A 19,560-nucleotide genomic window follows, 5' to 3' on the forward strand; every position below is an offset into this window, starting at 1 on the left:
GGCATGGGCGTCTGTGGCCTCGGCGGGCGCGGCGCCCGGAGCGATCGGAGGGCGGGCCGCCTTGCCGGGCCAGGCCAGATAGCGCTGTCCCTCCATGCGCGCGCTGTCCTGGGCCGCGGCGGGCGCGGCGACGCCCAGGGCGCAGGCCCCGGCGGTCAGGATGGCGGTGATCGGCGGGCGTCGCACGGACGGCCTCCTGCTGCGGGACGGCGTTGAGCAGACAAGCTAGGCCGAGACGGCTTAATCCGCTGCTAACGCGGCGCCTCAACCCCGGCCGGGCAGGTACTGGGCGGTGAAGGCCTCGCGCCAGTCGGGCGCGGCGGGGAAGGCGTCGGCGGTCTGTTCGGCGAAGGCCTGCCAGCGTTCGGGCGTCATGGCCCCCAGGCCGTAGAGGGCCGCGTCGCCGCCGTCGACCACGGCCTCGGCCCGCAGGCTGGCGCGGGCGGCGTCCAGCAGGCGCTGGTTCAGGGCCGGATTGGCGCGGCGGATCAGGGCGTCGCCCCGGGTCCCGTCGCCGTGGACATAGTCGCGCCAGCCCTCGACCGAGGCGGCGATGAAGTCGCGCAGGGCCTTGGCGTTGTCGCGGGCGAAGGCGTTGGGGGCCAGAACCAGGCCGGAATAGGAGGGGTAGCCGTCGTCGGCGGGGATCAGGACGCGCGGCGTAAACCCGGCCTCCCGCGCGATCAGGGTCGGATCGCCGGCCGTCAGCCGCCCGACCAGCACCGCCCGGGGATCGTCGAGGAAGGCCTTGAGGCTCTCCTCGGGCTCGCCCGGCCGCGCCTGGTCGGGGGCCAGGTCGAAGCGCGTCCGCAGCCAGTTCCAGAACCCGGCGTGGTCGGCGGGCGACATCAGGATGGGCCGGTCGCGCAGGGCCGACAGGCTCGCCAGATCCCGGCCGGGACGGGCCATCAGGACCACGGGGTCCTTTTGCAGGAAGGCGGCGACGGCCTTGACCGGGGCGCGGTCGGCGATCAGCCGCAGGGGCGCGAAACTGTCGACGCCGACGGCCAGTTCGACCGCGCTGGCGGCCAGCAGGGCGGGCACGTCGGCGCCCGCCGCGCCGGTCAGGATCTCGACGTTCAGGCCGCGCCGCTCATAGGCCCCGGTCGCGATGGCTTGATAGAAGCCGCCGTGCGCGGCGCTGACCGGCCCGCCGGAGGCGAGGCGCAGCCGCACCCGGCCCGACTCGTCGACCGGCGCCTCGGCCCGGCCGCAGGCGGACAGGCCAGCCGTCAGGCCGCCGACAGCGGTCAGGCCGGCGGCGCCCAGCATCAGGCTGCGGCGGGAGGGCCCGCCAAGGGAGGGATGGGCGCGAGTCATCTCGCCTTGGTGTAGGGGGCGGGGGCGGACTTGGGAAGGTCGGGGCGCACAAGGGCGCGGCCGAATTGAGCGAGGGGACGCGACCCTTGACCGCCCGAAGGCAAGCCCTTGATCACGTCCCCTCGCCAAGTCCGGGTTGGACCTGGCCGTTCGGGTCAGGGCCTGGCCTTTTTCCGAAGCGAAGATCCGCATTGGGACGCAAGCGTCCAAACCGATTTCGCTCTGGCGCTTCCGGGCGAACCCGGCGGCGTCGGCTGGTCTCCTGGCGGCTCCTGGTCGCGTCGGGCGCGTCGTCGGGACGCGTCGTTTTCGATCCCGGCCTGGTTCTCCGTGATCCCCGCGCCGAGGCGCTGAAGGATCGGGAGCCTGTGGCCCTGCCTCGGTGTCTCCGCATCCTCCGAAGAGGCCTTGGGACCCTGGGTCAGAGAGCCGGGCCGGTTCGCTTGAAATCCCGGTAACCCATTGCTGGGTTTGGGATTTCCGCGCCGCCGTGTCCCGTTGGCCTGTTGACGTTCTCGCGGAAACCGCTATGTGGCAAGCGCCCGAATCGGGTCGGCTGTGCGGAATCGCCCCGGCCCCTGTGGGCAAGCCTGTGGATATCTGTGGGCAGGCCGAAATCACGTTCGCAGATCAGCGGTTTGCGACGATCCACAGGAAACCGGCGCGGATCGAAGATGAGCGGGAATTAACGGGGCGGCGAACCGGATTCGCTCTAATGGCTTCGCTTGCGTCGTCGACGGCGCTGTCGATCCCTCAAGGCTGTTCCTGTGATTTCTGTTCGTTCTTCCGCCGGCCTTCTGGCGCTCGGCGTCGCCCTCGCTCTGACGGGGGCCGCCGCCGCCCAGACCCATCGTCCGACCTTCCACCCGGACCAGCTGAAGGGGCCGCCGGTGGGGCCGCTCAATCAGGTGCTGGTGGTGGGTTCGCCCCACCTGGCCCAGATGGGCGACGCGGTGAAGGCCGAGATGCTGACCCCGGTGCTGGATCGTCTGGCGGCCTGGGGCCCGGAGGTGATCGCCATCGAGAACGTCTCGGGCCTGCAATGCGACGCCATGCGCCGCTATCCGCAGCGCTACAGGGTGTCGATCAGCGACTATTGCCCGGATGTCAGCCATGCCGGCCAGCAGGCCGGCCTGGACGTTCCGGCGGCTAACGCCGAGGCCGAGCGGCTGCTGGCGGCATGGCCCGCGGCGCCGACCCCCGAGCAGCGTCGCCGTCTGGCGGCGGTCTTCCTGGCGGCGGGCGAGCCGACCTCGGCCCTCGTCCAGTGGCTGCGCCTGGCCCCGGCCGAGCGCCGCGAGGGCGAGGGGCTGGACGCGACGCTGGTGGCCCAGTTGAACACGCTGACTGACAGCATCAACGAGAGCGATTCCGTCGCCGCCGTCCTGGCCGCACGGCTGGGGCTGGAGCGGGTGTGGAGCGTCGACGACCATTCGGCCGACCGTTATCCGGCGGACGTCAAGGGCTATGTCCGGGCGATCCGTCAGGTCTGGAACAACCCGGTGAGCGAGCAGCGCCGGGCGGCGGAGGCGCCGTTCACGGCCGGGCTGTCGCAGCCGGACGGCCTGCTGAACCTCTATCGCTATTATAACAGCGCTGAGGCGCAGCGCCTGGCCTATGAGGGCGACTTTGGCGCGGCCCAGAAGGACCCTTCGCCCGAGGGCTTCGGCCGGATGTATCTGGCCACCTATGAGACGCGGAACCTGCGCATGGTCGCCAACATGCGCGACGTCATGGGCGTTAAGCCGGGCGTGAAGATGCTGACCCTCGTGGGCGCCTCGCACAAGGGCTACTACGAGGCCTATCTGAACCAGATGCACGACGTGGTCCTGGCGGACATCGACGCGGTGCTGCGCTGACGCAGGGCTGAAGAAGGGGGCGGCCACGCAGCGTCGGGCCGTCCTCGCTTCTCCTGGCAGACAGGACGGCCGGGTCTGCTATCGTGGGCCCGGCACGGGGAGAGCGCATGAACGTCCTGACCATTCTGCGATCGGTGGAGGAGCTTCTCTATGAAGTCATCTCCTGGCTGCTCTTCTATCCGCGCACCCTCTGGATGACCGTGACGCGGCCGTTGCGGACGATGCGGTATTCCGACAGCGAGCAGCGCGACCGGCCCGAGCAGCAGTATCTGGAGACCTTGAGTCCGCCGCTGTTTCTGGTGCTCAGCATCCTGCTGGCCCACGGCGCCGAGCTGGCCTTCGGGCTGGATGTCGGGAAGGGAACCTCGGCCATCGGGCGGCTGGTGACGGGCAACGAGCAGGCGCTGCTGGCCTTCCGGGCCCTGTTGTTCAGCCTCTATGCGGTGATCTTCGCCTGGCTGGCGCTCAGGCTGACGGGCAAGCGGGTCGACCGGGAGAGCCTGCGCGCCCCCTTTTTCGCCCAGTGCTATCTGGCCGGGGCGGTGGCCATCCTGATCAGCCTGGGCAGCATCGGCCTGCGCGCGAACAGCGATCTGGCCGTCGGGACGGGGGCTCTGGTCATCGCGGCGGCGACGGTCTGGTACGTCGCGGTCGAGACCGTCTGGCTGCGTCGCGAGTGTGGCCGGGGCCGCGTCGCGGCGGTCGCGATCGCCCTGGCGGCCTATGCCGGCGCCTCGGCCCTGGTGTTCGGTCTGGGACTGATCGTCGCCTGGCGGTAGGCGTGCTGAAAGGCGGGCGGGTGACAGTGGCGGCGGCTAGTCGCCCGGTGGCAGACGAGCAGCTCGAGCACGTACGGCGGCCGAATATGTTCGACCTACCGGCGCCAGCAGCCCGTTCCTCAATTTGAGGTGAGACCGTTGCTCCGACCTGATGACCTCGCAGATGGCGTCCTGGGCCACCCACCAGCTCCGGTGCACCTGAAGACCCAGGTCGGGTTCAATCGCGGCGATGGCGTCTGACAGGCGCATCAGGACAAGATCCGACCCGAGGGTCGTGTGAACCCGCAGATAGTGGTCCTCCGCCTCGAGGGCGATGATCTCTTGGCCCAACCGGCTCGGCAGGCGCGAAAGCAGAGCGGGCGGAAACGCGCCTGACCTTTCTCTGTTTTGCGCCGAGGGTGGCCAGGGCTGGGGCTGGGCGTTCGACTTGCGCAGCAGCGTGAAAACGATGGCGAGCTGGACGGCGGCGACAATGCAGAACAGGGCCGGAAGCTGCGAGGGTTGGTACACGTGGCCGGGCCGGAGGAGCGGGATCACCCAGGCCGCGACGAAGGTCAGCGGTAAGGCCGAGGCGATGGCCACGGCGCCCGGGCGCAGGGGACGCGGAACAGGCGCTTCGGGAACAAGCTTCTCCGCCGCCAGGGCAGCGGCGTAACCCACGAACACCATGCCGATCCAGAAGGCATAGCGAACCGGCGCGCTGAGCGGCGGATGCGACCCGAACGGCCCCGCGAATCCGAGCAGCACGCCCAACCCGAGCACGGGCGCGGCCCGCCTCGCCAGGGGCCAAGCTCGTCGTTGGCGCATCGTGAACGGCATCGGCACGGCATCCCCGAAACGCCAAAAGCTATTGGCGAAATTCCTGGTTGTCGAGGTGAGCGCCCGGGCGAGAAACGGCGGACAGGCGGCTTACGCCGCGAGCACCAAGGAAATGAAATCATGAAACACCTGCACGCTGTTCTGATCCTGTCCGCAGCCCTTGCCGTGGCTGCGCCGGTGCGGGCGCAGACCATGACGCCTTCGCTCGCGGCGTGTGAGGCGGCGCCTTTCGTTCCCGCGGGGGAGGCGCCGGACCTGGCCGGCCAATGGGATTTCTTGATGCAGGTCGGCTCGACCCCTTCGCCGGGTCTTCTCGCTCTGGGCCATATGGACGGCGCCTACGCCGGTTCGCTCACGCCCTACAGGACAAACACCGTCGCCGTTCGCCGCCTGACGCTCGACGGCGGGGCCGTGAAGATGTCGGTGGCGTCTCGGGAAGGCGAGGTGCTGTTCGAGGGCCGCCTCACAGGAAAGCCTGACACCATGTGCGGGACCGTTCTGTACCACGGCGGGCAGAGGCTCCAGATGGTGGCTGTCCGCCGACCCACGAGCTATGTGCCGCGATAGGCAGGCAACTGCGCCAGCCGTCCCCGACGCAGCTTGCTCCAGATAGCGGTCGAATGCCTGCTTTCCACTCTTAGGCGAACTTCGATTTACGACCCGTTGCGGACGTTCCTCGGGGGTGCAAATGTTCGCTTATGAAACTGAACATCCTTGGTCGCAGGGCAGCGCTATTGATCGTTCTACCTCGCATGACCGGGTGTGAAGATCGGAGAGACGCGTGGGGTCGGTCCCCTGATCCTATGCTTGCACCCGTCCACGGAGCGGGGCCAACAGTCGGCGACCTTCTCGGTCGAGGCTACGTAGTCGTCGGCATGAGGGAAGTCGGCTTTGAGTGTGGGCCTGATTGCACTGGCGACGGCTTCGATGCTCTGTACTTGGGGCATGACGCTGGACCGGATGAACCGGGTCTAGCCGAATACGCTTGCCCCGGAACGCGCGGGCATAGCGACACTTGGAAATGTCGTGCAGTGCCGACGCCCTATGTCCCAGACGACGGCTTCGCTCAGACGTCCGCTTCCCACCCTTAGCGGATGTCCCGCTGGTCCGCTTGCCGGATCAAAGGGCGTCTAGCCGGCCAGCGCCGCCTTCTTCTCTTCCAGCTCCAGCCAGTCCAGTTCGGCGGCTTCGAGGTCGGCTCTCGCCTTGTCGGCGGCCTTCATGGCGCGGTCGAAGGCGGCGGGGTCGCGGGTGTAGAGCGACTGGTCGGCGAGGATGGCGTCCTGTTTGGCGATCTCGACCGGCAGGGTCTCCATCAGCTTTTCGACCTCTTCCAGACGGCGGGCGTCTTTATACGAGAGCTTGACCGACTTCTTGGGCGCGGCGGCGACCGGGGCAGAGGCCTTGGGGGCCGTTTCCGCGTGGGTCGGCGGGGGCGCGAGGAAGGTCGGGTTCTGGCGCAGGAAGTCCTGCCAGCCGCCGGGGGTTTCGACGATGTCGCCGCGCCCGTTCATGGCGATGGTCGAGGTGGCCAGACGGTCGACGAAGTCGCGGTCGTGGGACACCAGGATCAGGGTGCCGTCATAGCCCTCGAGCAGCTCTTCCAGCTTGTCGAGGGTGTCCATGTCGAGGTCGTTGGTCGGTTCGTCGAGGACCAGCATATTGGCCGGCTTGGCCAGGGCGCGCGCCAGAAGCAGGCGGTTGCGCTCGCCGCCCGACAGGGTCGAGATCGGCTGGCGAAGCTGGCTTTCCTGGAACAGGAAGTCCTTGGCGTAGGCGGCGACGTGCTTGGAGAAGCCGCGCACGATGATGCTGTCGCCGCCGCCGGGCGTCAGGGCGTCCCACAGGGTCGTGTCCGACTTCAGCCCCTCGCGCGACTGATCCAGATAGACGGGCTCCAGATTGGCGCCGAGGCGGATGGTGCCCTCGTCGGGCGCCAGTTCGCCCAGCAGGGTCTTGACCAGGGTGGTCTTGCCTGCGCCGTTGGGGCCGACGATGGCCAGACGGTCGCCGCGCATGACGCGGGTGGTCAGGTTCTTGAAGATGGTGCGGTCGCCGAAGACCTTGGTCACGCCCTTGAGCTCGGCCACCAGCTTGCCCGAGACGGCGCCGGAATCGACGCCCAGATAGAGGTCGCGCGGGACGTCCTTCATCTTCTCGGCGCGTTCGGCGCGCAGGGCGGCCAGGTTGCGGGCGCGGCCCTCGTTGCGGGTCCGGCGGGCGGTGATGGAGCGGTAGAAGGTCTCGGTCTCGCGCTCGATGGTCTTGGTCAGCTTTTCGAGGGCGAGGGCCTCTTCCTCCTGAACCTTGGCGGCCCAGTCGTCGAAGGCGTCGAAGCCCTTGTTCAGGGTGCGGACGCGGCGGTTGTCCAGCCAGTGGACGGTGTTCGTCACCTTGTTCAGGAAGGCGCGGTCGTGGCTGACCACCAGGACGGCGAAGCGGGCCTGGACCAGCTCGTTCTCCAGCAGTTCGATGGCCAGGATGTCGAGGTGGTTGGTCGGCTCGTCCAGCAGCAGAACGTCGGGCTCCTCGGCGAAGGCCTTGGCGAGGGCGGCGCGGCGGGTCTCGCCGCCCGACAGGTTCTGCGCGGGCTTTTCCGGGTTGAGACCGAAGGTGGTCAGCCAGCTTTCGGCGGTCCAGCGCTCGGCCCCGCCGGAAGAGGCGTAGTCCAGCAGCGTGTCGCCGGTGATGTCCGGCTCCTGCGCCACATAGGCGAAGCGGGTGCCGGCCTGGACGGCGCGGTCGCCGCTGTCGGCCTCGACCAGACCCATGACCACCTTCATCAGGGTCGACTTGCCGGCCCCGTTGCGGCCGACGACGGCGGCGCGGCTGCGCGGCTCGACCGCCAGATCGACCCCGTCGAACAGCGGGCGCTGGCCGTCCTGGAGACGGACATCTTTAAGTGCGACGAGGGGGGGTCTGGCAGCCATGGGCGGGCATATAGCGGGTGACCGCCGCTTCGGCCATCGGCGTTGACGTTTCCCCTACGACCGGTTTCAGTCGCGGCTGGCGGCGGGGGAAAACGCGAATGGATCTGAGCACTTCAGCAAGAGGCGGCCGTGCGTCGAGGAAAGGGCCGGGCCGGGGCTGGTATGCTCTGGCGGTTCTGCCAGCGATCTGCGGGTTTGCGGTTATGGGGGCGGTGGTGTTCACCCAGCTGGCGAAGCTGGACGACGGGCTGGAGCAGATCGTGGTTCCTGGCGCGCGCGAGCTTGAGCTGGAGCCGGGCCAGCGTACCGTATTTCTGGAATATCAGAGCGTCGTGGATGGCCGGGCGTATCGGGTTGATCAGGTGTCGGGCCTGAACGTCCGGGTCGAGGCGGCGGATGGAACCCCGGTGACGGTGACTGCCCCCATGGGCAGTTCCACCTATTCTCTGGGCGGGCGTCAGGGCAAGGCGATCAACAGGTTCAGCATCGATCGGGCGGGAACCTATCGCGTGTCGGCGGACTATGAGGGACAGGTCGGGCCGCAGACGGTGATCGCCGTGGGGCAGGGGTTCATGGCGTCGCTATTCATCACGATCCTGTCCGCTCTGGGCGCGGCCTTCCTGGGTCTGGTTTTGTCCGCGGTGACGGTGGCAGGGGTTTATCTGGTCCGTCGGCGGGCGCGGGCCGCATGATGCTGTAGACTTGGGTTGACGCTTACCGTCCAGTTGGTATGTAAGCGTCATGGATATCCAGACTCGCCGCCGCGCGCCGGAAGCCACCCGCGCCGAGATCATCGACATGGCCATCGAGGCCGCGGCCGAGGAGGGGGCGACGGGGCTGAAGCTGGACGCGGTCGTCGCGCGCCTGCCCTTCAGCAAGGGCGCGCTGCTGCATCACTTCCCGACCAAGCTGGCCTTGCTGGAAGGGGTGATCGACCATCTGGCGTCCGAGATGACGGCGGCGGTGCTGGCCGAGGCGGCGCGCGACCCCAACCCCTATGGCCGCAACGCCCGGGCCTATCTGCGGGCCACGGTCAACGAGCCGGTGACCGAGCGCGACGTCAGCATCGGCCGGGCGGCCCTGGTGGCCTGCGCGGTGGAGCCCAGCCTGATCGCGCGCTGGCGGGCGGCGATGCGGACCCTGGCCGAGGACGATCCGGTCGATCCGGCGGGCAAGGACGACGCCCTGATGCTGCGGCTGATCGCCGACGGTCTGTGGATGAGCGACCTGTTCGGCACGCACGAGGTGTCGCCGGAACAACGCAAGGCGCTTCTGTCGCTGCTGACGCCGGGCAGCATCCTGACGGACGCGCAGGGCGGTGACGCGTGAACCCGATCACCTGGGCGGCCCTGCTGGGCGCCATCGGCTTCGAAGTGCTGGGGACGACCCTGCTGCAGCAATCGCAGCAGTTCACCAAGCCCTGGCCGACGGCGGGGCTGGCGCTCTGTTACGGTCTGGCCTTCTACCTGCTGACCATCGCGCTGAAGCAGATGCCGGTGGGGCTGGCCTACGCCATCTGGAGCGGGCTGGGGGTGGTGCTGATCTCGATCATCGGCCTGTTCCTGTTCAAGCAGAAGCTGGACCTGCCGGCCGTCGTCGGTCTGGTGATGATCGTGGGCGGGGTGGTGGTGATCAACCTGTTCTCGAAGAGCGTCAGTCACTGATCGGCCGCGACAGCGCCGCATAGGCCGCGTATAGGCCCGGCTCATGAAGCCCTTCTGGGAAACAACACCGCTGACCGAGATGTCGGCCGCCGAGTGGGAGAGCCTGTGCGACGGGTGCGGCCTGTGCTGCGTCATTCGCTTCGAGGACGAGAACACCGGCGAGATCGTGCCGACGCGGGTGCACTGCAAGCTGTTCGACCCGGACCGTTGCACCTGCTCCGACTACGCCAACCGGCAGGAGCAGGTGCCGGACTGCATCAAGCTGACGCCGGGCAAGATCGGCGGGCTGCGCTGGCTGCCGCCGTCGTGCGCCTATCGCCGGGTGCACGAGGGGCGGGGACTGGCCTGGTGGCACCCGCTGGTCTCGGGCGATCCCGAGACGGTGCACACGGCCGGGGTGTCGATCCGGCGGCAGACGGTGTCGGAGACGGCGCTGGCGACCGAGGAGGACGCCCTGGATTTCGAGGCGCCCGAGTGGCTGCTGGAACGCGGCGGCGACGATAACGAATAATTCGTCGGCCCGGGGATAAGGGGGATTATGGCGATCGTGGCGACAGAGGTTGGGTCGGGTGAAGCGGCCGGGCGTGATGCGTTCGACCGGCTGACGGCCGTGGCCGCCGCCGCCTTCGACGCCCCCCACGCCATGATTTCGATCCTGGACGAGGATCGTGCGGTGTTCCGGTCCAGCGTCGGCCTGGATCAGACGAGCATCCCGCGCCTGCAGAGCGTGAGCCACGTCCTGGTGGGCATGGGGCCTGAGGCCGTTCTGGTGATTGAGAACGCCCTGGAGCATCCCGATTTTCACGATCATCCGATGGTCGTCGGTCCGCTGGGGCTGCGCCATTTCGTCGGCACGACCGTCTGCACCGCAGCGGGCAAGCCGGTCGGCGCCATCGGCGTGATGGACGTCAAGCCGCGGCCGGCGCCGAGCGAGACGCAACTGCGGCTGATCCGCGAAATGGCCGGGCTGGCGGGGCAGTTGATGGAGCACGCCGAGGCCGTGCGCCAGGAGGCGGCGCGTCTGGAGACGCTGCGGCTGGCCGAGGACATGGTCGGGGTCGGACGCTGGCGCTATGAGGTCGCCACGGGCGCTGTGACATGGTCAGACGAAATCTATCGCATCCACGGCGTGGCGCCGAGGGCGTTCTCACCGTCGCTGGAGGACGTGTTCGGCCATTACCACGCCGACGACCGCGCCGAGATCCAACGCCTGGTTGAGCGGGCGCTGGAGACCGGCGAAGGCTACAGCTTCAAGCTGAGATTGGTCGGGACCGACGGCGTCGAGCGCGTGGTGGCGGCCGAAGGCGCGGCCGAGAAGGACGTCACGGGCCGGGTCATCGCCCTGTTCGGCGTGCTGCAGGACGTGACCGAGCGCGAGCGTCTGCTGCGCACGGCCCAGACCAATGAGCGGCGCTATCGCCTGCTGGCCGAGAACACCGGCGATGTCATCACGCGGATCCGGGCCGACGGGTCCAGCAAATATATCTCGCCCGCTATCCAGCACCTGCTGGGCTGGACGCTGGAGGAGATGAACGGCCAGGCGCTGGACTATGTCCACCCCGAGGACCGCGCCCTGGTGATGGCCGCCGGCCTGGAGGCCTTGCACACCGGCAAGCTGAGCCGGGTGCAGCATCGGGCGCTGCACAAGGACGGCTCGATCGTCTGGGTCGAGTGCATCTACAAGGCGCTGGCGGGCCGGGACGGCAAGCCCGGGGAGGTCGTGGTGGTGATCCGCGACATGACCGAGCGCAAACGGCTGGACGCTGAACTGACCGCGGCCAAGGAGACGGCCGAGGCGGCTGCAAGGGCCAAGAGCGAATTCCTGGCCAACATGAGCCACGAACTGCGTACGCCGCTGACCAGCGTGATCGGCTTCTCGGGCCTGTTGCAGGGCTCGGCGGCCTTGCCGGACGAGGAGCGGGTCTATGTCGACCGGATCGCCACGGCGTCGGAGGCCCTGCTGGGGGTGATCAACGACATCCTCGACTATTCCAAGCTGGAAGCGAACGCGATCGAGATGGACCCCGAGCCCTTCCAGGTCGCGGCCCTGGTCGACGGGGCGGCGGCCATCGTCGAGGGGCAGTGCGCCGCCAAGGGACTGAGCCTCAAGGTGGTGGCCGACGCCGCCATTCCCGAGGTGTTGACCGGGGACGCCGGGCGGCTGCGTCAGGTCATGCTGAACTTCCTGTCCAATGCGGTGAAGTTCACCGGCAAGGGCGGGGTGACGCTGAGCGTCGGCGGGCGGCCGCAGAGCGACGGGCGCTGGCGGCTGCGGGTGGCGGTGACGGACACCGGGATCGGCATTCCGGCCGAGAAGATCGAGGTCCTGTTCCAGCGCTTCTCGCAGGCCGACGCCTCGACCACGCGGGTCTATGGCGGCACCGGGCTGGGGCTGGCGATTTCGCGGCGCCTGATCGAGATCATGGGCGGCGAGGTCGGGGTCGACAGCCAGCCGGGCGAGGGGGCGACCTTCTGGTTCGAGACGCCTCTGACCCCGGGCGGGGCGGTCGGCGCCCTGGCCGGAAGCGCGGTCTTGCCGGAGCCGGGCGCGGGCCTGGGCGGACGCATTCTGATGGCCGACGACGCGCCGGCGAACCGCGAGCTGGTCAGCGCCATCCTGAGCGGACTGGGGCTGGAGATCGACACGGTCAACGACGGCGCCGAGGCGGTGCAGGCCATGCAGACCGGCGCCTACGACCTGGTGCTGATGGACGTGCACATGCCGGTCATGGACGGGCTGACGGCGACGCGGGAGATCCGGCGGATGCAGGCGGGAACCGGGCGGCGGACGCCGATCCTGGCGCTGACGGCCAACGTCCAGGCCGATCAGGTGGCGCGCTGCCTGGACGCGGGCATGGACGGGCATCTGGCCAAGCCGATCCAGATCCCGGAGCTGGCCGGGGCTCTGGCGCACTGGCTGGCGGGCGACGATCCGGCGGCGCTGGCGAGCTGATCTGACGCCATTGCTCGGCGGCTATCGCAGTCGGCGACCGCAAACCCTGTAAATTTCCGGGATTGGTCCGTGTTCGCGGCTGTTCGCCAGCCTGGGGACGCTGGTGCTCTATGGTTCAGGCATGGCGGGAAAAGGGGACGAGGCGGAGTGGCTGGAGGCGGTGTTCGACCGGCTCAAGGCCCTGACCGATCAGGCGATCGCGGTGGTGGCCGCCGCCGGGGCGCCGGTCGATGTGGCCGAGGCCGAGAAGCGGGCGCGCGCCGTCGGCGTTCTGGCGCGGACGGCCAAGGCGGTGGCGGCCTTGACGCTGAAACCCGTCCGCAAGACCCGCAGCCCCGAAGAGGATGAAATGAGCGAAGACGATCGTGATGTCAGCGACGCCGAACTGGCCGAGCTTCAGGCCGAATTCTTCTCCCGTGTCGATCATCTCGTCGCAGCCTTCGAGCGCAAGTCCCTTGCTGCTGGACTGGGTCGAGAGCCTGCCTCGCGAGGAGAAGGTCCGGGTGCTGCGGGCATGGATACGGGCGACGCCGAGGCTGAACGACGAACAGATCGCGCCGCGTGAGAGCGACTGGCGGACCTGGGTGCTGCTGGGCGGGCGCGGGTCGGGCAAGACCTTTGCGGGCGGGTTCTGGATGAACGAGCTGGCGCGGGGCGAGAACCGGACCTTTGCTCTGGTCGGGCCGGCGCTGCACGACGTGCGCGAGGTCATGGTCGAGGGGCCGTCGGGGTTGAAGGCCCAGGCGGCGCGGGACAACCGGCCGCGCTGGGAGGCGGGGCGGCGGCGGCTGATCTGGCCGTCGGGTTCGGCGGCCTACGCCTTTTCGGCGGAGGACCCGGACAGTTTGCGGGGGCCGCAGTTTCATGCGGCCTGGGCGGATGAGTTTTGCGCCTGGCGGCACGCGGAGGCGACGCTGTCGAACCTGAGGTTCGGGCTGCGGCTGGGGAGGACCCCAAGCTGGCGATCACCACGACGCCGAGGCCGATCGCGGCGCTGCGGCGGTTGCTGGCAGAGCCGGGGGTGGTGAAGGCGCGGCTGGCGACGCAGGCCAATGCCGACAATCTGGCGCCGGGGTTCCTGTCGCACCTGAAGGCCCTCTACGCCGGGACGCGGCTGGAGGCGCAGGAGATGGAGGGGCTGATCGTCGAGGCTGACGGCGCCCTGTTCCGGGCTGAGGATCTGGCGCGGGCGCGGGGCAGCCGCCCGGCGCGGTTCGAGCGGCTGGTGGTGGCGGTGGACCCGCCGGCCAGCGCCCACGGCGACGCCTGCGGCATCGTGGTGGCGGGGCGCAAGGACAAGGTCGGCTACGTATTGGCGGACCGTTCGGCGCGCGGGTTGTCGCCTGCGGGATGGGCGCGGCGCGTGGCGGAGACGGCGGCGGAGTTCGACGCCGATCTGGTGCTGGCCGAGGCCAATCAGGGCGGGGAGATGGTGCGGACCCTGCTGGGGCAGGCGGACTGTCCGGCGCAGGTGAAGCTGGTCCACGCCAGCCGCAGCAAGAAGGCGCGAGCCGAGCCGGTGGCGGCCCTCTATGAGCAGGGACGGGTGGTCCACTGCGGGGCGTTTCCGGCGCTCGAAGAAGAGATGATGGCGCTGGGGAGCGAGGCGGCGGGGGCCAAGAGCCCGGACCGCGCGGACGCCCTGGTGTGGGCGCTGACGCACCTGCTGCTGGCCGGGAAGACGCAGCCGAGGCTGCGGGCGTTGTGATCCGCTTCCTTCTCCCCTTGAGGGAGAAGGTGGCTTGCGGAGCAAGACGGATGAGGGGTGCGTGGAAGCCGGGCTGACGGCTTTCGATCAACGCTCGCGCTGACACCCCTCATCCGGCCCTGACGGGCCACCTTCTCCCTCAAGGGGAGAAGGGGATTTGGAAACGGAGAACCACATGGATTGGCGACAACCGTTCGGTCGGCGGCGCGTCGGCGCGCCTGAGGTCAAGGATAGTCGGGCGGGGCCGTTGATCGCCCTGACCGGGGCGGGGCGGGCGCGGTGGACGCCGCGCGACTATGCGCATCTGGCCGAGGAGGGGTTCGCCAGGAACGCCGTGGCCTATCGCTGCGTGCGGATGATCGCGGAGGCGGCGGCCTCGACGCCGCTGATGGTCATGGCGGCAGGCGTGCGGACGACGGAGCATCCGCTGGCGCGGCTGCTGGTCAAGCCGAATCCCGAGCAGTCGGGCGGGGAGCTGATGGAGGCCCTCTATGGCGCGCTGCAGACGGCGGGCAACGCCTATGTCGAGGCGTCGGGGGATGCGGACGGGGACGGCGCGCCGGATGAGTTGTGGGCGCTGCGGCCCGACCGGGTGAAGGTGGTGCCGGGCCGCGCGGGCTGGCCCGAGGCCTATGAGTATGCGGTGGGCGGGCAGGCGGTGCGGATCGGCCGGCATGAGGACGGCTGGTCGCCGGTCATGCATCTGAAGCTGTTTCACCCGACGGACGATCATTACGGGTTTTCGCCGCTGGAGGCGGCGGCCTTCGCCATCGACGTGCACAATGCGTCCGGGGCCTGGAACAAGGCGCTGCTGGACAATGCAGCGCGGCCGAGCGGGGCGCTGGTGTACGGGGCCAAGGACGGCGAGCGGCTGACGGGCGAGCAGTTCGAGGCGCTGAAGGCGGAGCTGGGCGAGGCCCATGCGGGAGCGCGCAACGCCGGGCGGCCGTTGCTGCTGGAAGGCGGACTGGACTGGAAGCCGATGAGCCTGACGCCGCACGACATGGACTTCATCGCCGGCAAGCACGCTGCGGCGCGCGAGATCGCCCTGGCGTTCGGGGTGCCGCCGCAACTGCTGGGGATTCCGGGCGATGCGACCTACGCCAACTATCGCGAGGCCAACGCCGCCTTCTGGCGCGGGACGGTGATCCCGCTAGTGCGCAAGGCGGCGGGAGCGATGACGGGCTGGCTGGGCGGGCGGTTCAGCGACTGCCGGATCGAGGCGGACCTGGATGCGGTTCCGGCCTTGCAGGTGGAGCGCGACGCCCTGTGGGCGCGGCTGAATGCGGCCAGCTTCCTGACGGACGAGGAGCGGCGTCGGATGGCGGGGGTGGGGGCGTGATGGACCAGGTGAAGAAAATTCCCGTCGCCCTGATCGCGGCGCTGCTGGTGCAGACCATAGGCGGGCTGGTCTGGGCCGGCGGGGCGGCGGCGCGGATCGCCACGCTGGAGCAGAGGGTCGGCGAGCAGAGGCTGGTGGCCGAGCGGCTGGCGCGCGTGGAGGCCCAGGGCGAGGCGGTGCGCGCGGCGGTGGATCGCATCGAGCGCCGGCTGGAGGAGAAGTGATGGCGTCTGATTTGCCGAAGCGCCCCCACCCGACCTCGCCTGACGGCGCGGCCACCCTCCCCATGAAGGGGAGGGAGAAGGGTGTCGTGATGATCGAAGGCTACGCCTCGCTGTGGGGTGCGGCGGACCTGAACGGGGACGTGGTGGCCAAGGGCGCGTTCGCCGACAGTCTGGCGCGGACCGGGGCGGCCGGGGTGCGGATGCTGCATCAGCACGAGAGCCGCGCCGTGGTCGGGGTCTGGGACGAGATGGTCGAGGACGAGCGCGGCCTGCGGGTGCGCGGGCGCATCCACGACTGGTCGGGCGAGGCGCGCTACGCCCAGGCCCTGACGCGGGCGGGGGCGCTGGACGGGCTGTCGATCGGCTTCCGGGCGGCGAAGGCGCGGCGCGACGGGCGGTTGCGGGTGCTGAGCGCGGTCGAGCTGTGGGAGGTGTCGCTGGTGACGTTTCCGATGCTGCCGGGGGCGCGGTTCAGGATCAGGGCGCAGGCGTCATGAGCGCAGCGCCGGGAAGGGGCGGCGGCCGGTGGGTTTGGCCTCGGCGACATAGTGGTCGTGCATCTGACGCAGCCAGCGCCAGAGGGTGTTGAGCAGCATCAGCGTCAGCAGGGCCCCGTAGGTCGGCCAGTAGGCGAGGGGCAGGGTCAGCCCGGTCCAGCGCGACAGGGCGCCGATGGGGTCGCTCATCAGGGCCATCGGCATGAGGGCCAGCATGGCGATCAGGCTCAGTCCGCCGACGAGGCCCGACAGGAGGCGGGGCGGCGGGGCGCCGAAGACGGCGATGGCCGACTGAAGCAGGTCGGGAAGGGTTTCCACCGGCGGCTTTGCGTCGATGCGGAGCGTGTCGCTCAGGGGCGCCATGTCGGCTTCCTCGGACATCTGCATTCGCTGCAGGGGAGACAGGGCGCGACGACGGGCCTGCTTGGCCGGTTGAGCGGCGAGGCCGATGACGAAGGGAAGCGCGACGCCGGTCAGTACCGCGAGCGCGGGCAGGGCCGCCAGCAGGTCCGGGCCGCCATCCGTCTCGACGTGATTGCTGAGCGCGATGACCGTGATGGGAAGATAGGGCACGCACAGCCAGGCCAGCTTGAGCAACCAGGAGCGTTCGACGGCGTCCAGCCAGGCGGAGGTCATGCGCGAGGCTCTTTCGGCAGTCGGGTCAGGACGCCGCTGATGATCAGGGCGATGAAGATGAAGCCGAAGGGCAGGTGAAGCCAGTCCAGGCCGAAGCTGTCGCGCAGGACGGGCGTGAGCACTGAAAGGATGATGACGAGGCCGAAGATCCCGTAGCCGACGCCAGCCGCCAGCTTGACGCGCGGCGGCAGGTTCAGGGCGGCGGCGATGTCGGACCCCGGCGAGGTATCTGCGGGCGGACGGCCGGGGCCGAGGACGGCGCCGTTGGGGCCGAAACCGAAGGCGTCGGGCGGCGGCGTGTGCAGGTCGAGGAGGGGGCTGTCGGGCAGGGTTTTAGCCGGATCGAACAGAACGGATTCACCGGCTTCGTCGATCAGGAACACGTCCTCGAAGGGGACGGTCGCGAAGTCGACGGCGCGGGTGTCCTGATCATAGCTGAAGCCGTGCAGGGCGATGAGACGGCCCTCACGCAGCTCGACCTGGAAGGCGACGGGGTCGGACAGACCGTCGAGCACGGCGTGGACCGTGCCGAAAAGGCCGGTCGCGCCGACAGACGCTGGACGACCGCGATCCACGATCAGTTCGGTCAGCAGGCCGGCGCCCGTGTTGCGGCGCAGGCCCGGCAGGCTGTCCTCGACCTGACCGGCGAGGTCGGGCGCGAGGCTGCGAAGCTCCCAGGAGAGGGCGTCGAGGACGGCGCGTTCAAGACGGGCGAGGGCCATGATGGAAGCCTAGCTCAGGCTGGGTCGTCGGGACGAGCGGTTTGTTTCGTCTCTATTTCCGCCTGGATGGCTTTGAGCATTTCGGCCTGGATAGCTTCGAATTCGATGCGTTGGGCATCGAGGTCGGCCGTACAGGACTCGAGGGTCTGGGTCGCTGCACGAGGGGAGGTCCGGCCTCGCTCATAGGCGTCGAGGACCATGCGCTGGCCCTCGCTGTCCGGCTTCTGGGTGACAGCGAGTTTCATCTGGGCCCCGACTTCCGGCGGGAAGGCGCCTTCGCAGGAGCCGAGGATTTCGGTCATACCGAGTGCACTCGCCGCGAGGCGCTTGGCCAGGACGGAGACTGCGGACTGTTCGGGCGAGGCGACGGTCGCCTGAAACAGCAGGGCGGCCGACAGGGCGGCGGCGACAGCGTTGAACATGGCAGGTCCCCCAAAAAAGCGGCGGACGGGTAGCACGGTTCGGCTGGCGGTCGAAAGCGACAAAGAGGTTCGGACCGAGGTCCGACAGGCAGGGCGTGCTGAATGGGCGCGCACATTTTCGGAGAGAGCATGAAAGAGACCAAGACCGCTTCGGGCAATCCCGAGGCGCGCGCCGCCATGCATGAGATGATGGCGGCGTTCGAGGCGTTCAAAGGGGCGAACGACGCCCGGCTGGACGAGATCGAGAAGAAGGCGTCGGCGGATGCGCTGCTGGAGGAGAAGGTGGCGCGGATCGATCAGGCGGTGGCCGGCGCCCAGGCGCGTCTGGACCGCGCGCTGAGCGAGAGCCGTCGTCCGATGCTGGGCGGGGAGTCTGCTGTCGTGGCGGCGGCGCCGGAGGCCAAGGCGGCGTGGGACGGCTATATGAAGTCGGGGCAGTCCTATGGTCTGGAGCTGAAGGCGGGGCTGTCGTCGGCGTCGAACTCGGCGGGCTATGTCGTGCCGCCGGAGACGGAGCGAGCGATCGAGCGGCGCCTGATGGCGGGCAGCCCGATGCGCGAGATCGCCACGGTGCGCACGGTCGGTTCGGGCGTGTTCAGGAAGCCGGTGTCGACGGCGGGGGTGACGGCGGGCTGGGTGGCCGAGACGGCGGCACGACCCGAGACGGACCCGGCGACCCTGGCCCTGCTGGAGTTCTCGTCGGCGGATCTCTACGCCTGCCCGGCGGCGACGCAGAGCCTGCTGGACGACGCCCTGATCGACCTGGACGAATGGCTGGCGGCCGAGGTCGAGGATGCCTTTGCGGCGCAGGAGACGGCGGCCTTCGTCAGCGGCGACGGGGTCAACAAGCCCAAGGGCTTCCTGGCCTACGCCACGGCGACGGAAGGGACCCAGACCTGGGGCCAGATCGGCACGGTGGCGTCGGGCGCGGCGGGCGCCTTCGCCTCGACGAACCCGGCGGACAAGCTGATCGACCTGATCTATGCGCCCAAGGCCCAGTATCGCCCGAACGGGCGCTTTGTGATGAACCGACGCACGGTCTCGGCCGTGAGGAAGTTCAAGGACGCGGACGGCAACTATATCTGGTCGCCGGCGACGCGGCCGGGCGAGACGGCCAGCTTGCTGGGCTATCCGGTCACTGAGATCGAGACCATGCCGGACGTGGCGGCCAACAGTCTGTCGATCGCGTTCGGGGACTTCTCGCGCGGCTATCTGATCGTGGATCGCGCGGGGGTGCGGGTGCTGCGCGACCCCTATTCGGCCAAGCCCTATGTGCTGTTCTACACGACCAAGCGCGTGGGCGGCGGGGTGCAGAACTTCGACGCGATCAAGCTGATGAAGTTCGCCGCGAGCTGATGGGCGCCGAAGGGGACGGCCGCCGGCCGTCCCCTGCTTTTCTTTCGAATGGAGATTTGAATGAGCGCACCCGTGAGCCTCACGGAGGCGAAGCTGTTCCTACGCGTCGAGCATGAGGCGGAGGACGGGCTGATCCAGACCCTGATCGACGCCGCCAGGGCGCGGGTCGAGGGGGAGGTGGGTTTGACGCTGACCTCGGTGTCGGCGGCGCCGTTGCGGCTGGCGGTGATGATGCTGGTGCTGCGGGCCTATGAGCGCGGCGAGGGCGAGATGTCGGCGGCGGCGGTCGAGGGGTGGATCGCGCCCTATCGCGTGGTGCGGCTTTGAGC

At 69.3% G+C, this 19,560-nt stretch carries 23 protein-coding genes; 16 read left to right on the forward strand and 7 right to left on the reverse strand.

Annotated features, from left to right (window positions below):
• A partial coding sequence (locus ACREEF_RS11655; protein WP_431565745.1) for a hypothetical protein occupies positions 1–186 on the reverse strand: 186 nt, incomplete at its 3' end.
• 78 nt (positions 187–264) lie between these two features.
• The gene (locus ACREEF_RS11660) at positions 265–1,320 is read right to left on the reverse strand and encodes an ABC transporter substrate-binding protein (RefSeq protein ID WP_431565746.1); all 1,056 of its coding nucleotides are present in this window, start codon (positions 1,318–1,320) and stop codon (positions 265–267) included.
• Between the two features lie 767 nt (positions 1,321–2,087).
• On the opposite strand from ACREEF_RS11660, the gene ACREEF_RS11665 reads away from it, so the two are divergent.
• Both ACREEF_RS11665 and ACREEF_RS11670 read left to right on the forward strand, forming a co-directional pair.
• Positions 2,088–3,179, forward strand: coding sequence for a DUF5694 domain-containing protein (locus ACREEF_RS11665; protein WP_431565747.1), 1,092 nt, complete (start codon positions 2,088–2,090; stop codon positions 3,177–3,179).
• Positions 3,180–3,286: 107 nt separating this feature from the next.
• A complete protein-coding gene (locus tag ACREEF_RS11670; RefSeq protein ID WP_431565748.1) occupies positions 3,287–3,958 on the forward strand; it encodes a hypothetical protein in 672 nt (223 codons plus the stop codon).
• A 36-nt stretch (positions 3,959–3,994) separates the two neighbouring features.
• Here the strand turns inward: ACREEF_RS11670 and ACREEF_RS11675 are convergent, their stop codons facing one another.
• On the reverse strand, positions 3,995–4,777 hold the full coding sequence (locus ACREEF_RS11675) for a LytTR family DNA-binding domain-containing protein (protein ID WP_431565749.1): 783 nt from the start codon (positions 4,775–4,777) through the stop codon (positions 3,995–3,997).
• Between the two features lie 120 nt (positions 4,778–4,897).
• Here ACREEF_RS11675 and ACREEF_RS11680 point away from each other — a divergent pair, with 120 nt between their 5' ends.
• A complete protein-coding gene (locus ACREEF_RS11680) occupies positions 4,898–5,344 on the forward strand; it encodes a hypothetical protein (protein WP_431565750.1) in 447 nt (148 codons plus the stop codon).
• Positions 5,345–5,907: 563 nt separating this feature from the next.
• On the opposite strand, the gene ACREEF_RS11685 is transcribed toward ACREEF_RS11680, so the two are convergent.
• Positions 5,908–7,707, reverse strand: coding sequence for an ABC-F family ATP-binding cassette domain-containing protein (locus tag ACREEF_RS11685; RefSeq protein WP_431565751.1), 1,800 nt, complete (start codon positions 7,705–7,707; stop codon positions 5,908–5,910).
• Between the two features lie 98 nt (positions 7,708–7,805).
• Here ACREEF_RS11685 and ACREEF_RS11690 point away from each other — a divergent pair, with 98 nt between their 5' ends.
• The 11 genes from ACREEF_RS11690 to ACREEF_RS11740 all read left to right on the forward strand — a co-directional run bounded on the left by ACREEF_RS11690 (position 7,806) and on the right by ACREEF_RS11740 (position 16,095).
• Entirely contained in the window at positions 7,806–8,399 is a 594-nt protein-coding gene (locus ACREEF_RS11690) for a hypothetical protein (protein WP_431565752.1), read from the forward strand.
• Positions 8,400–8,448: 49 nt separating this feature from the next.
• Positions 8,449–9,036, forward strand: coding sequence for a TetR family transcriptional regulator (locus ACREEF_RS11695; RefSeq protein ID WP_431565753.1), 588 nt, complete (start codon positions 8,449–8,451; stop codon positions 9,034–9,036).
• Entirely contained in the window at positions 9,033–9,371 is a 339-nt protein-coding gene (locus ACREEF_RS11700; RefSeq protein ID WP_431565754.1) for a DMT family transporter, read from the forward strand. The genes ACREEF_RS11695 and ACREEF_RS11700 overlap by 4 nt, the downstream gene beginning before the upstream one ends.
• 43 nt (positions 9,372–9,414) lie before the next feature.
• Complete coding sequence (locus ACREEF_RS11705; RefSeq protein ID WP_431565755.1) at positions 9,415–9,882, forward strand: YcgN family cysteine cluster protein; 468 nt, start codon at positions 9,415–9,417, stop codon at positions 9,880–9,882.
• A gap of 36 nt (positions 9,883–9,918) precedes the next feature.
• Positions 9,919–12,324: a PAS domain-containing protein gene (locus tag ACREEF_RS11710; RefSeq protein ID WP_431565756.1), complete on the forward strand. Its 2,406-nt coding sequence runs from the start codon at positions 9,919–9,921 to the stop codon at positions 12,322–12,324.
• 121 nt (positions 12,325–12,445) lie between these two features.
• A complete protein-coding gene (locus ACREEF_RS11715; protein WP_431565757.1) occupies positions 12,446–12,889 on the forward strand; it encodes a hypothetical protein in 444 nt (147 codons plus the stop codon).
• On the forward strand, positions 12,828–13,352 hold the full coding sequence (locus tag ACREEF_RS11720; protein WP_431565758.1) for a terminase large subunit domain-containing protein: 525 nt from the start codon (positions 12,828–12,830) through the stop codon (positions 13,350–13,352). The genes ACREEF_RS11715 and ACREEF_RS11720 overlap by 62 nt, the downstream gene beginning before the upstream one ends.
• Entirely contained in the window at positions 13,328–14,032 is a 705-nt protein-coding gene (locus ACREEF_RS11725) for a hypothetical protein (protein WP_431565759.1), read from the forward strand. Before ACREEF_RS11720 ends, ACREEF_RS11725 begins: the two co-directional genes overlap by 25 nt.
• 175 nt (positions 14,033–14,207) lie before the next feature.
• Positions 14,208–15,374: a phage portal protein gene (locus ACREEF_RS11730; protein ID WP_431565760.1), complete on the forward strand. Its 1,167-nt coding sequence runs from the start codon at positions 14,208–14,210 to the stop codon at positions 15,372–15,374.
• Positions 15,374–15,598, forward strand: coding sequence for a hypothetical protein (locus tag ACREEF_RS11735; protein ID WP_431565761.1), 225 nt, complete (start codon positions 15,374–15,376; stop codon positions 15,596–15,598). The genes ACREEF_RS11730 and ACREEF_RS11735 overlap by 1 nt, the downstream gene beginning before the upstream one ends.
• 62 nt (positions 15,599–15,660) lie before the next feature.
• Positions 15,661–16,095: an HK97 family phage prohead protease gene (locus ACREEF_RS11740; protein WP_431565780.1), complete on the forward strand. Its 435-nt coding sequence runs from the start codon at positions 15,661–15,663 to the stop codon at positions 16,093–16,095.
• Here the strand turns inward: ACREEF_RS11740 and ACREEF_RS11745 are convergent.
• Genes ACREEF_RS11745 through ACREEF_RS11755 form a run of 3 tightly spaced genes read right to left on the reverse strand, consistent with a single transcriptional unit; the run spans position 16,090 to position 17,875 of the window.
• Positions 16,090–16,731 carry a hypothetical protein gene (locus ACREEF_RS11745; RefSeq protein ID WP_431565762.1) on the reverse strand — a complete coding sequence of 214 codons (642 nt, stop codon included), beginning with the start codon at positions 16,729–16,731 and terminating at the stop codon, positions 16,090–16,092. The genes ACREEF_RS11740 and ACREEF_RS11745 overlap by 6 nt on opposite strands.
• Positions 16,728–17,453, reverse strand: a complete 726-nt coding sequence (locus ACREEF_RS11750; RefSeq protein WP_431565763.1) for a hypothetical protein — start codon at positions 17,451–17,453, stop codon at positions 16,728–16,730. The genes ACREEF_RS11745 and ACREEF_RS11750 overlap by 4 nt, the downstream gene beginning before the upstream one ends.
• Before the next feature lie 14 nt (positions 17,454–17,467).
• Entirely contained in the window at positions 17,468–17,875 is a 408-nt protein-coding gene (locus ACREEF_RS11755; protein ID WP_431565764.1) for a hypothetical protein, read from the reverse strand.
• A 129-nt stretch (positions 17,876–18,004) separates the two neighbouring features.
• On the opposite strand from ACREEF_RS11755, the gene ACREEF_RS11760 reads away from it, so the two are divergent.
• Positions 18,005–19,231 (forward strand): phage major capsid protein, encoded by a 1,227-nt coding sequence (locus ACREEF_RS11760; protein ID WP_431565765.1) that lies wholly within the window; start codon positions 18,005–18,007, stop codon positions 19,229–19,231.
• A gap of 60 nt (positions 19,232–19,291) precedes the next feature.
• Complete coding sequence (locus tag ACREEF_RS11765) at positions 19,292–19,558, forward strand: head-tail connector protein (RefSeq protein WP_431565766.1); 267 nt, start codon at positions 19,292–19,294, stop codon at positions 19,556–19,558.
• Positions 19,559–19,560 lie beyond the last annotated feature (2 nt).

It is taken from the genome of Brevundimonas sp., from assembly GCF_050729455.1.
In the GTDB taxonomy this organism is placed as follows: Bacteria; Pseudomonadota; Alphaproteobacteria; order Caulobacterales; family Caulobacteraceae; genus Brevundimonas.